12 protein-coding genes are annotated in these 12,268 nt (G+C 69.4%); 9 read left to right on the top strand and 3 right to left on the bottom strand.

Going from position 1 to position 12,268, the window contains the following annotated elements; all coding sequences use genetic code 11:
- The first annotated feature begins 20 nt into the window (after positions 1-20).
- Genes AB0D74_RS15880 through AB0D74_RS15895 form a run of 4 tightly spaced genes read left to right on the top strand, consistent with a single transcriptional unit; the run spans position 21 to position 4,386 of the window.
- Positions 21-545, top strand: a complete 525-nt coding sequence (locus AB0D74_RS15880) for a VOC family protein (protein WP_362585820.1) — start codon at positions 21-23, stop codon at positions 543-545.
- Between the two features lie 43 nt (positions 546-588).
- The gene (locus tag AB0D74_RS15885) at positions 589-1,431 is read left to right on the top strand and encodes a fumarylacetoacetate hydrolase family protein (protein WP_362585823.1); all 843 of its coding nucleotides are present in this window, start codon (positions 589-591) and stop codon (positions 1,429-1,431) included.
- Positions 1,428-2,951, top strand: a complete 1,524-nt coding sequence (locus AB0D74_RS15890) for a CoA-acylating methylmalonate-semialdehyde dehydrogenase (RefSeq protein ID WP_362585825.1) — start codon at positions 1,428-1,430, stop codon at positions 2,949-2,951. Before AB0D74_RS15885 ends, AB0D74_RS15890 begins: the two co-directional genes overlap by 4 nt.
- 19 nt (positions 2,952-2,970) lie before the next feature.
- Positions 2,971-4,386, top strand: coding sequence for an FAD-binding oxidoreductase (locus tag AB0D74_RS15895; protein ID WP_362585828.1), 1,416 nt, complete (start codon positions 2,971-2,973; stop codon positions 4,384-4,386).
- A gap of 88 nt (positions 4,387-4,474) precedes the next feature.
- Here the strand turns inward: AB0D74_RS15895 and AB0D74_RS15900 are convergent, their stop codons facing one another.
- Both AB0D74_RS15900 and AB0D74_RS15905 read right to left on the bottom strand, forming a co-directional pair.
- The gene (locus AB0D74_RS15900) at positions 4,475-5,206 is read right to left on the bottom strand and encodes a glucose 1-dehydrogenase (protein WP_362585831.1); all 732 of its coding nucleotides are present in this window, start codon (positions 5,204-5,206) and stop codon (positions 4,475-4,477) included.
- 53 nt (positions 5,207-5,259) lie between these two features.
- Positions 5,260-6,057 carry an NAD(P)-binding domain-containing protein gene (locus AB0D74_RS15905; protein WP_362585834.1) on the bottom strand — a complete coding sequence of 266 codons (798 nt, stop codon included), beginning with the start codon at positions 6,055-6,057 and terminating at the stop codon, positions 5,260-5,262.
- Between the two features lie 256 nt (positions 6,058-6,313).
- Between AB0D74_RS15905 and AB0D74_RS15910 the strand changes: the two genes are divergently transcribed.
- From AB0D74_RS15910 to AB0D74_RS15930, 5 genes are all read left to right on the top strand, one after another.
- Complete coding sequence (locus tag AB0D74_RS15910) at positions 6,314-7,357, top strand: AraC family transcriptional regulator (RefSeq protein ID WP_362585837.1); 1,044 nt, start codon at positions 6,314-6,316, stop codon at positions 7,355-7,357.
- A gap of 56 nt (positions 7,358-7,413) precedes the next feature.
- Positions 7,414-8,937, top strand: coding sequence for an NAD(P)/FAD-dependent oxidoreductase (locus tag AB0D74_RS15915; protein WP_362585840.1), 1,524 nt, complete (start codon positions 7,414-7,416; stop codon positions 8,935-8,937).
- Positions 8,938-8,939: 2 nt separating this feature from the next.
- Positions 8,940-10,088, top strand: coding sequence for a serine hydrolase domain-containing protein (locus AB0D74_RS15920; protein WP_362585843.1), 1,149 nt, complete (start codon positions 8,940-8,942; stop codon positions 10,086-10,088).
- 91 nt (positions 10,089-10,179) lie between these two features.
- A complete protein-coding gene (locus AB0D74_RS15925; protein ID WP_362585846.1) occupies positions 10,180-10,503 on the top strand; it encodes an antibiotic biosynthesis monooxygenase family protein in 324 nt (107 codons plus the stop codon).
- A gap of 57 nt (positions 10,504-10,560) precedes the next feature.
- Positions 10,561-11,580 carry an alcohol dehydrogenase catalytic domain-containing protein gene (locus tag AB0D74_RS15930; protein WP_362585849.1) on the top strand — a complete coding sequence of 340 codons (1,020 nt, stop codon included), beginning with the start codon at positions 10,561-10,563 and terminating at the stop codon, positions 11,578-11,580.
- A 66-nt stretch (positions 11,581-11,646) separates the two neighbouring features.
- Here AB0D74_RS15930 and AB0D74_RS15935 read toward each other — a convergent pair whose 3' ends face one another.
- On the bottom strand, positions 11,647-12,231 hold the full coding sequence (locus AB0D74_RS15935) for a TetR/AcrR family transcriptional regulator (RefSeq protein ID WP_362585852.1): 585 nt from the start codon (positions 12,229-12,231) through the stop codon (positions 11,647-11,649).
- Positions 12,232-12,268 lie beyond the last annotated feature (37 nt).

A 12,268-nucleotide genomic window follows, 5' to 3' on the forward strand; every position in this document is an offset into this window, starting at 1 on the left:
AACCCTTGGACGGTCACGCCATGCCACAGATAGAGGAACTCGCCCACGTGGGGCTCTTCGTCCACGACGTCGACACCCAACTCCGCTTCTACCGCGACACCCTGGGTCTCCAGGTCAGCGACATCGACGAGAAGGCCGGTCTGTACTTTCTCAGCTCCCGGCCGGAGATCGAACACCACGAACTGCTGCTCTGCGCGGGCCGCACGGCGGACCGGGGCACGATGCTGCTCCAGCAGATCTCCTTCCGCTGCCCGACCCTCGAAGACGTCATCGGCTTCTACCGGCGGCTCGTGGCCCAGAACGTCCCCATCGAGTACACGGTGACCCACGGCAACGCCATCGGCGTCTACTTCTACGACCCGGAAGGCAACCGCTGCGAGCTGTACTGGCCGACCGGCCTGAAGGCACGTCAGGGCTTCCTGCTGGAGGTCGACTTCGAGGAACCCACGGAGACGATCCTGGAGAAGGTACGCGTGTACGTCGACGAGCACGGCGAGGCCGGATACGTCGACATGGCCCTGCTCAGCAGGCAGACGGACTCGTGACCGAGGCGCCGCGCCGACCCACTCCACAGGACAGGAACCCCACATGCGCCTGATCGCGTACACCGAGAACGGCCGCCGGCACATCGGCGCCGTCACCGACGGCAAGGTCGCCCCCGTGGCCCCGCTCGACGAGTTCTACGCCGATGCCGCGGCGGCGTTGCGGACCGAGCCCGGGCCGCCCGCGCTGCTGCTCGCCGATCTCGAACAGGTCCCCCCGGTGCCGGAGACCGCCCGTGTGTTCTGCGTGGGTATCAACTACCACTCGCACGCCGGTGAGTCGAAGACCCTGGCGGGCCTGGACGTGCCGCGGGTCCCCATGGTGTTCGGCCGCTGGGCCAGCACCCTGGTCACCGGCGGCACCCCCGTGCCGGTCCCGCCGAACGAACCCGGGCTGGACTGGGAGGTCGAACTCGCGGCCGTGATCGGCACCCGTGCCTGGAACGTGTCCCCCCAGGACGCGTCGGCCCACGTGCTCGGCTACACCGCGTTCAACGACCTGAGCGCCCGCCGCAAACAGCTGGAGACCGCGCAGTTCACCGTCGGCAAGAACGCGGACCGCAGCGGACCGATCGGGCCGGTCCTGGTGACAGCCGACGAGATCTCTCCGGCGGCCCTGCGCGTCCGCACCCGGGTCAACGGCGAGGTCATGCAGGACGGCAACACCCGCGACCTGATCCACGACGTCGGGAAGATCATCTCGTACATCTCCGACACCGTCACCCTGCTGCCCGGCGATGTGATCGCCACCGGCACACCCGGCGGCATCGGCGCCGGCCGCGACCCCCAGGTGTTCCTGCGCCCCGGAGACGTCGTCGAGGTCGAGGTCGAGGGGATCGGCACGGTACGCAATCCCATCGTCGACCGCAGCGAGATCGAGGCACCATGAGCACGGACCCGAACACCCTCCCCGTGATCCCGCACTTCGTCGGGGGAGAGCGCGTGCCGGGCACCTCGGGCCGCCTCGGCGACGTCTTCGACCCCAACACCGGGCGGGTCCAGGCACACGTGGCCCTGGCGGACGCCGCCGAGACCCGCGCGGCCATCGCCGACGCCGAACGCGCCCAGCGGGACTGGGCGGAGTGGAACCCGCAGCGCCGGGCCCGCGTCCTCATGCGGTTCGCGCAGCTCGTCGAGCGGGACATGACCAAGCTCGCCCGGGCCCTCTCCGGCGAGCACGGCAAGACCCTCGCCGACGCGGAGGGGGACATCCGCCGGGGCCTGGACGTCGTCGAGTTCGCCGCCGGTGTCCCGCACCTCCTCAAGGGCGAGCACACGCACGGCGCGGGCGGCGGCATCGACGTCTACTCCCTGCGCCAGCCCCTCGGCGTGGTCGCCGGGATCACCCCGTTCAACTTCCCCGCGATGATCCCGTTGTGGAAGGCCGCGCCCGCCATCGCCTGCGGCAACGCCTTCGTACTCAAGCCCTCCGAACGCGACCCCTCGGTGCCGCTGCTGCTCGCCGAGCTGTTCCTGGAGGCGGGACTGCCACCCGGCGTCCTCAACGTCGTCAACGGGGACCGCGAGGCCGTCGAGGTCCTGCTGACGGACGACCGCGTGCGCGCCGTCGGCTTCGTCGGCTCCACCCTGATCGCCCAGTACGTCTACGAGACCGCCGCCCGGCACGGCAAACGGGCCCAGTGCTTCGGCGGCGCGAAGAACCACGCGCTGGTCATGCCGGACGCCGACCTGGACGAGGCGGCGGACGCGATCGTCGGCGCCGCCTACGGCTCGGCCGGCGAACGCTGCATGGCGCTCTCGGTGGTGGTCCCGGTCGGCGAGGAGACGGCCGAACGCCTCCTGCCCAAGCTGGTGGAGCGGATCAAGGCACTGCGGATCGGCCGCTCCGACGACCCCGGGTCGGACTTCGGCCCGCTGGTGGGCGCGGACGCGGTCGCCCGCGTCGACGGCTACGTGGAGCTGGGCGTGTCGGAGGGCGCGGAACTCGTGCTGGACGGGCGCGGCCAGTGCCCCGCCGGCCACGAGGGCGGCTTCTTCACCGGCCCGACCCTCTTCGACCGGGTCACCCCGGACATGCGCGGCTACCGCGAGGAGATCTTCGGACCCGTGCTGCAGATCGTGCGCGCCGCGGACTTCGAGGAGGCGGTACGGCTTCCTTCCCAGCACGAGTACGGCAACGGGGGAGCCGTCTTCACCCGGGACGGCCGTACGGCCCGCGAGTTCGCCCAGCGGGTCCAGGTCGGCATGGTCGGCGTGAACGTGCCGATCCCGGTGCCGATCGCCTACCACACCTTCGGCGGCTGGAAGAGGTCCGGGTTCGGTGACCTGAACCAGCACGGCCCCGACTCCATCCGCTTCTACACCCGGACCAAGACCGTGACACAACGGTGGCCCAGCGGCGCACCGTCCGACCGGTCGCAGCACTTCGTGATTCCGAACATGGCCTGATCACCGGAGGAGACGACAGTTGACCAAGACCGCTCCCGAGTCACGGGTACCGGACGACGACACCGTGGCCGAACTGCGCCGCCGATTCCGCGGCCCGATACTGCGTCCGAACGACGAAGGCTACGACGACGCGCGCGCGATCTGGAACGCCATGCACGACGCGCGCCCCGCCCTGATCCTGCGGGCGACGGGCACCGCGGACGTGTGCGCCGCGGTGGACTTCGCCCGCGAGGGCGGATGGTCCCCGTCCGTACGCGGCGGCGCGCACGGCGTGACGGGCCACGCAGTGGGCGAGAACGACCTGATGATCGACCTCTCCCTGATGAAGGCCGTACGCGTCGACGCCGAGCGGCGCGTGGCCCACGTCCAGGGCGGCGCCACCTGGGGGGACTTCGACCACGAGGCACAGCTGTACGGGCTGGCGGTCCCGGGCGGAGCCGTCTCCGAGACCGGGGTGGCCGGTCTCACGCTGGGCGGCGGTTACGGATGGCTCACCCGCAAGCACGGGCTCACCCTCGACAACCTCCGCTCGGTGGACATCGTCTGCGCCGACGGCCGTCCCCGGACCGTGAGTGAGAGTGCCGAGCCCGACCTGTTCTGGGCGATCCGCGGTGGCGGCGGCAACTTCGGCGTCGTGACGTCCTTCGAGTTCCAGCTGCATCCGGTGGGTCCGACGGTGCTCGGCGGCGCCGTGCTGTGGCCGTTCGAGAAGGCCGGGGAGGTCGTCCGCTTCTACCGTGACTTCGGGGTGAACTCGCCCCGGGAACTCGGGATCAACTCCGCGGTCGTCACCGTGCCGGACAACCCCCTCTTCCCGGCGGAGCTGCACGGCAGCAAGGTGTACGCCGTCTTCCTGTGCTGGAACGGCCCCCTCGACGAGGGAGAGCGGGTCCTGGAACCGCTGCGCCGTTTCGCGGAGCCCGCGCTGGACCTCATCCAGCCACTGCCCTACACGGCCCAGCAGCAGATGGTGGACCAGCTCGGATCCGGCCCCTTCGGGAGCCGGCAGTACTGGAAGACCGGTTACCTGGACGAGCTGGACGACGCCGCCATCGACGCCTTCCTCGCCTCCGCCGAACGGGCCACCGGGGGCACGCAGTGCGAGCTCAACACCATCGCCGGAGCGCCCAACGAGGTCGATCCCGAGTCGACGGCCTTCACCAAGCGCACCGGCCGCTGGAACCACGTGCACATCCAGTGCTGGGACGACGCGGCGGACGACGAGTCCAACCTCGCCGACGCCCGCCGGGCCGGGGAGCTGATGGCGCCCCACTACGCCGAGGGCGCGTACGTCAACTTCCTGGACAACGAGGAAGCAGAGAAGATCCGGCAGGCGTACGACGAGAAGACCTGGACGCGCCTGCGGGAGACCAAGACCATGTACGACCCCGCGAACCTCTTCCGGCGGAACCAGAACGTACCCCCGATCACCTGACCGGAGGTCCACGCGGTCGACGGACACCGCGAAGCAGGGCTGCGGCGCCACTGGCCGCAGCCCTGCCCAAACGTCTTCGCAGCAGCGCCTACGGCACGATCGAGCCGCCGTCCACGGGGAGCGTCACTCCCGTGGCATAGGAGGAACGGTCGGAGGCCAACCAGACGACTGCTTCGGCCATCTCCTGGGGCGTGGCCGGCCGTCCCATGGGGATCGACTTGCTGAACTCCTCGACGGACGCGGGGGCGTTCCGTATCGCCACGTCGAGCATCGCCGTGCGCGTGAGGCCGGGAGCGATGGCGTTGACACGTATCCCTTGTTTCGCGTAGTCGAGGGCCGCCGCCTTGGTCAGCCCCACCACGCCGTGTTTCGAGGCCACGTACGCCGACATGCCCACCCCGCTGGTCAGGCCGGCCACGGACGCGGTGTTGACGATGACGCCGCCACCCGTCCTCACCATCTGCGGGATCTCCGCCTTCATGCAGACGAACACGCCGGTCAGGTTGATCCGCAGGACACGCTCCCAGTCGGCGACGCCGCATTCGGCCAGCGCAGCGCCGAGGTGTTCGATGCCGGCGTTGTTGTGCGCGACATCGAGGCGCCCCCACGTCTGGACCGTCCTGCGGACCGCGTTCTCCATGGCCACGAGGTCCGACACATCGGCGCGGACGAAAATCGCGTTGTCGGAGCCGACACGGTCGACCGTCGCCTCCCCTTCCTCGACGGCTATGTCCACCACCGTGACGCGGGCGCCCTCCTCGACGAACGCCTCGACGGTCGCGCGGCCTATACCGCTCGCGGCTCCCGTGACGAGTGCCACTTTCCCATCAAGCAGTCCCGACATGCCTTCCTCCCAGAGCCGCGAGATTCTTTCTACGCTCCTTCGGGCCTCCGCCCGGAAATCATGTCCGGTTCGACCCCGGGCGGCAGATTGCCGCCCGCCGGGCCGCGCACCGCCGCCTCGACCAGTGCGCGCACCTCCGCGGCGGGGACGACACCGCCCGAACTCTCCAGACTCCACGAGAACCAGTCCCCCGGCTCCAGTTCGCCCGGAGCCTCTCCGAGATAGGGCGTCACATAGACAGGGGAATTGGGCTCGCAGCGCCAGCTCTCGGAAAGCGGGCCGATGTCCACCGCGTCCCACCCCAGGACGTCCAGCAGCCGGGTGGCTTCCTCTTTCGCCTCCCCGTCGTCGCCGGCGATCGGCAGGGCGCTGCGATCGTCGGCGACGACGGGCCGGGCCAGGGTGAACAACTGGCGTGCACCGATGTTGTTGAACACCTTCACCACGCGGGAATCCGTGAGATGGCGCTGCACCAGTCCGCTGGAGGTGAGGTTGTCCGCATCCAGTTCCGGCAGCCGCCCGTCACGGTCGGGGTAGTAGTTCAAGGTGTCCAACACGATCTTGCCCGCCAGGGCCTCGGCGGGCAGCTTGTCGTACGCATGCATCGGAATGGTCGCCACGACCAGGTCTCCGGCCAGGGCAGCCTCTGCGGGAGTGGCCGCGGATACGTTCTCACCCAGCTCGGCGACCAGGTCTGCGAGCGTTTCGGGTCCTCGCGAGTTACTGAGGACGACATCCAGTCCCGCTGCGACGGCCAGGCGGGCCAGGGCTGCGCCGATTGCCCCGCTTCCGATGAATCCGAGAGTTCGAGGCACGGTGTTCTCCATTGAAATCCAGGCGATTCGCCGCACGAAACTGACATGGATCGCCAGATCCGTTGTCGAAGTGCGTCCAATATTGCACAATAATGATTTCCGGGGTCGTCTCACTTTGATACGGCAGAAGCGTATGGTGTTTGGTCGCTGTACTGCCCTGTTGTCGGCAATGCCTAAAAAATGATGCAGAACGCCGTGGTCAGGCAGGACACCACCTCGTTGCACGGTGAGTGCAACCACTGCGAGCGGGCGAAGATACCGTTGGCCCATGCAGATGGAGATCCGCGCCGCCGCGATCCGGGGTATCGATCGCCTGATTGACGATCTCGGTGGGGACGGGGCCGAGCTGTTGGCCGAGTTCGGCGTTACTCCGGCCGATCTGGGCTCCGACCACGGGTTGTTGCCGACGGTGACGGCCGGTCGGATCCTGCGCAGGGCCACGAAGAAGCTGAAGTGCCCGGATTTCGGTCTGCGTCTGGCGGCATACCAGGACATGTCGATGCTCGGCCCGTTGGCTCTGGCGGTCGGGAACTGTGACACGGTAGGGGAGGGGCTGGACTGCGCGTCCCGGTTCCTGTTCGTGCACAACCAGGGCATTCGCCTGTCTCGCGCGGATGATCCCGAACGTTATGCGGGAGTGGGAGCCGTCGAGTACCGGATGCTGAGTCCGGACATCCCGTACGAGCCGCAGACGATCGACGCCGGGCTGGGGATGCTGCACCGCAATCTCGTCACGATGAGCGGTGGATACGAGTTGCTCGGGGTCCACATGCCTCATCCGCCTCTGGCGGACGAGTCGGTGTACACCGAGTTCTTCGGTGCGCCGGTTCGGTTCAGTACCGGACGCGCCCTGCTGCGGGTGCCGACGAAACTCTTCGCCCAGCCGATGTCGACCCCCGTCAATCCCGAGCTGCGGCACATGGTCGTGGAGTATTTGGAGGCGCACTACACCGATCCCCGTGAGAGCGTGACGGTCACGGTGCGGTCGGCGGTCGGGCGCGCGCTCGGCACGGTTCCCACGCGGATCGAAACTGTCGCCGGGTGGCTGCACATGCATCCGCGCACGCTGCAGCGGCGACTGGCACGGGAGGGCACCTCGTTCCAGTCGATCGTCGACGACGTGCGCAGGACGGCGGCGCACCGGCTGCTGACGGGAACCGACATGCCGTTCTCGCAGGTCGCCTCCCTGATCGAGTTGGCCGGACAGGCGGCGCTCACCCGTGCCGTGCGCCGCTGGTTCGGACGGACACCCACCCAGGTCCGTCGTGACGCCCGGTGCGCCGCGCATTCCCCGAGTGTCGTGCAGGGTTAAATTCTTGTCGCCCAGAGGCAAGTGGAGCCGTCCGGGCGCTTCGATACTCGGGTGCCATGACCAGTTCCCCACACTCCGAGTCGCTGCCCGCCCATGTGGACGTCCTGATCGTCGGCGCGGGGATCTCCGGTATCGACGCCGCGTACCGGGTTCAGTCGCGGTGCCCGGATCGGTCGTACGCCGTGCTGGAGGCCCGTGAGTCCCTGGGCGGGACGTGGGATCTGTTCCGGTACCCGGGGGTCCGGGCCGACTCCGACATCTACACCCTCAGCTTCCCGTTCCAGCCCTGGACCGGCGAGAACTCCATGGCCGACGGGGACGAAATCCTGGAGTATCTGCGGCGCACCGTGGAACGGTTCGGCATCGACCGCCACATCCGCTGCTCGGCCAAGGTGGTCGCCGCGGACTGGTCGGGTGAGACGGCCCGCTGGACGGTGACCGTCGAGCGGAGCGGCGGCGGACGAGAGTCGCACCGATCCACCCTGACGTGCTCGTTCCTCTACATGTGCGCCGGTTACTACGACTACGAACGCGGCCACGAACCCGAGTTCCCGGACTTCGAGTCGTTCGCCGGCCGGGTGGTGCATCCGCAGTTCTGGCCCGAGGGGCTCGACCACACAGGCAAGCGTGTCGTCGTGATCGGCAGCGGCGCCACCGCGATTACGGTGGTCCCCGCGATGGCGCGGGACGCGGCGAAGGTGACCATGCTGCAACGGACCCCGACATGGATCAGCGTGTTGCCGAGACGGGACCGTTTCGCCGCGAAGATCAGACGGTTGTTGCCCGCGAGGTGGGCGCACCAGCTGATCAGGGCGCGCAACGCGGCCTATTCCAACGGCTTCTACCACTACTGCAGGCGTTTTCCCGACCGGGCGCGGGCGCTGTTGACCGCCGCCGCCGCTCGGCGGATCGGCGCGGACACGGCGCGCGAGCACTTCACCCCGTCGTACGCGCCGTGGGACCAGCGGGTGTGCATCACGGCCGATGCGGACCTGTTCAAGGCGATCAAGCGCGGGAAGGCCGACGTGGTCACCGATCACGTCGAGCGGTTCGTCGCGGAGGGGATCGTGCTGCGGTCGGGCAAGGTGCTGTCGGCCGACATCGTGGTGACCGCCACAGGGCTGCGCATGCTCGCGTTCGGTCACGTCGCCGTGAGCGTCGACGGCAAGGCCGTCGAGCCCGCGCGGCACCTGCTGTGGCGGGGCACCATGCTCAGCGACGTGCCGAACTTCGCGCTCTGCTTCGGCTACGTCAACCTGTCCTGGACCATGCGAGCCGATCTCACCGCACGACTGGTGTGCCGAATCCTCAACCACATGCGCCGCGCGGATCTCGCGGCGGTCACTGTTCCCTCGGAGTCCGGAGTCCGCGAGGAGCCCATGATCGGACTGGCGGCGGGCTACGTCCAGCGGGGCGTCCGGAGCTTTCCCCGGCAGGGCCACCGCGCCCCTTGGCGGATGCGCCAGACCTATGTGCTGGACGCGACCGACATCGCCCGCGCGAGCCTCCGTCGCGAACTGCACGGCGTACCGCGTGCGGCGGTGCGCCCGGCCGGCGAGGACCTCCGGACGGGGGGCTGACCATGGCGGATCTCGAAGGGGTCTACGACCCGCGCTTCGCGGAGCTGGCCGAACGGCTGTCCGAGAACCTCGACACCGGGGAGGAACTCGGCGCTTCGGTCGCGGTCGTGGTCGGCGGAGAGTCCGTGGTAGACCTGTGGGGCGGCTGGGCGGACCGGCGGCATATGGTGCCGTGGCGGCGCGACACGATCACCAACGTCTGGTCGTGCACGAAGACGGTGACTTCCCTGGCGGCACTGGTCCTGGTCGATCGCGGGCTGCTCGATGTCGACGCCTCGGTGGCCCGGTACTGGCCGGAGTTCGCCGCGGGCGGCAAGAAGGGCGTGCTCGTCCGGCATCTGCTGTCACACACCTCCGGCGTCTCGGGCTGGGACCGGCCGGTGACCGTCGCGGACGTCTGCGACGTGCCGGCGTCCACGGCCCGGCTGGCCGCGCAGGCACCCTGGTGGCCCTCGGGCACGGCATCCGGCTGTCACCTGCTCAACTACGGCCATCTGGTCGGCGAGTTGATCCGGCGGATCGACGGGCGCACCCTGGGCCGTTTCGTCGCCGAGGAGATCGCCGGTCCGTTCGGCGCCGACTTCCACATCGGACTGCCGGACTCCGAGTTCGACCGGGTCGCCGATGTCGTACCGCCGCCGTTCCGGTCCAGCGACCTCGCGGGCGCCGATCCGAACGGCGTGGCGGTGCGTACCTTCACCGGCCCGGTGGGCGGTGCCGAGGAGTCGTGGCGCCCGCAGTGGCGCCGCGCCGAGATCGGCGCGGCCAACGGCCACGGCAACGCCCGGTCGCTCGCCAGGATCCACTCCGTCATCGCCTGCGGCGGCACGCTCGACGGCATGCGCCTGCTGTCACCGCGGACCGTCGACCAGATCTTCCGACAGCAGACCGACGGCCCGGACCTGGTCCTCGGGGCACACCTGCGTTTCGGCATCGGGTTCGGGCTGCCGTCGCCGGCGGTGCCGTATCTCCCGTCCGGGCGGATCTGTTTCTGGACCGGATGGGGCGGATCGGTGGTCGTGATCGACACCGAACGCCAGGCGGCGATCTCGTACGTCATGAATCGCATGGGCACCGGACTGCTCGGCAGTGACCGCACCGACCAGTACGTGACGGCCGCGTTCGCCTCCCTGGAAAAGGCGCGGACATGAGCTTCGCCCACCGGTTCGGCCCCTGGTTGCCGTGAGCACTAGGACACCTGTCATAATTATAACGAGCGTCATACGGCAAAGGAGTGAAGCCATGACCGATCCGGTAGTCGTCGTAGCGACGATGGTCGCCAGGCCCGGCCAGGAAGAGCTGGTCGAGAAGGCGTTGACGGCGGCGTTGCCCAGGGTGCACGAGGAGCCGGGATGCCTGCGGTACGCGCTGCATCGCAAGGCGGGCACCACCGGCGAGTTCGTCGTGATCGAGAAGTGGGCCTCGCAGGACGACTTCGGCGCGCACTTGAAGGGTGACGCGATGCGCGGGGTCGGAGGCGCCCTGGCCCAAGCCCTGGCCGGTCCGCCGGACGCCGTCTTCCTGGACGCGCTCGCCGCCGGAGACGCGGACACCGGCGCCGTCTGACCCGAATCCAGGACCGGCCGGCCGGCCCGGTACCTCACGCAACCGAGGAGCTTTCCCATGAAGAGCCTGATGTTCGTCGCGCCGGGGCAACTGCGCTTCGACGAGGTCGACGCCCCCACCGTCGTCGACGGCACGGACGCGCTCGTACGCCCGCTCGCGGCCACGACGTGCGATCTCGACCACCATGTCATCGGAGACAAGACGCCGTTCTCCGGATTCGGCCCGTTCCCGCTCGGCCACGAATGCGTGGGCACGGTCGTCGAGGTCGGCCCCGACTGCACGGACGTCGCCGTCGGTGACGTCGTCGGCGTCGCGTGGCATATCGCGTGCGGCACCTGTGCGCAGTGCAGGCTCGGACACACCGCCCGCTGTGTCCTGCACGGCGACGCCCAGTACGGCCTTCCGGTGAACGGTGCCTGGGGCGGCACCTTCGACGAACTCATCCGGGTTCCCTACGCGGACTTCAACCTCGCCACGCTGCCCGCCGGTGTCGATCCGGTGCACCTGGCCTCGATCGGCGACAACTTCGCCCTCGGCTGGGAGACGGTGATGCCCACCGTCGCCGGGATCCCCGACCCGAAAGTCGCGGTCTTCGGCGGGACCGGCTCCATCGGCCTGTACTGCGTCGACGTGGCGGTCCACTGCGCGGGTGCCCGCACTGTCTACTACGACGACGACCCGGTCCGCATGAAGGTCGCCGAGCGCCTCGGCGCGGAGGTCCAGGACGTCAACGGCAAGCGGGAGAAGGACTTCCACCTCGCCGTGGACGCCAGCTGTAACCCCGAGCGGCTGCGCAAGGCGCTGCTGTCGGTCGTGCCCGAGGGGCACGTCAACAGCGTCGGCATCTACTTCGAAGAGGTCCAGCTTCCCCTGCTCGCGCTCTACCAGCGCGGCGTCCACTTCCACAACGGCAAGGGGCACGCGCGGCCGAACATGACTCCGACGCTGGAGGCGGTGGCCGCCGGCAAGCTCCACCCCGAGCTGGTCACCAGCGGAATCTACGGCTGGGACGAGATCCCCGCCGTCCTGACCTCCGACCGGGCCGGCCACAAGCCGATCTTCGTCCTGGAGGGGTGAGAGGCCGAGGCCCGCCGGTCCGGTGCCGGCCGGGCCATGTCGCCCCGGCGTCCCGGGGCGCTGAGGTCACTGGCCGATCGCGGCCAGGACCAGCGCCCGCAACTGCTCCGCAGTGTCGTCGAGAGGCCGGGTGGTGCGCTGGGCGCGGCACATCGCCACCGTCCCCTCGACGGCCGCGACGACAAGTGTGGCGATCTGGGTTGCCTGCTTCGGCTCGGCGCCGTGTGCATGAAGGGAGTCGGCCAGGAGGCGCTCCCACTCGGTGAAGACGTCGGCGGCGGCCGCCAGCGCGGCGGGCGTCTCGTCGGTGGCAGGTTCCTCGATGGAGACGGCGAGGACAGGGCATCCAGCCCGGAAGTCGCTGTCCACGACGATCTTGCGCCACAGTGCGAGAAAGGCCTGCAACCCGGCGACCGGACCCGCCGCCAGCTCCTCGCGCAGGACGCGCGCCGTCCATGCGCCGGTGTAGCGGACGGCCTCCGTCGCCAGCTGCTGCTTGCCCTCGGGAAAGTAGTGGTACGTCGAGCCGAGCGGTGCCCTGGAGTGCTTGGCCGTATCGCGGATGCTCGTCGCGTTCAGGCCGCGTCGGCCGATCATGTCGGCCGCGCCGGCCACGATCCGCTCGCGTGCCGACCCGCTGGACTTCGGCACCTGTGAGACTCCTTCCCGTCCGACTGGCTATAACGCC

Source organism: Streptomyces sp. NPDC048278 (assembly GCF_040652195.1).
GTDB lineage: Bacteria > Actinomycetota > Actinomycetes > Streptomycetales > Streptomycetaceae > Streptomyces.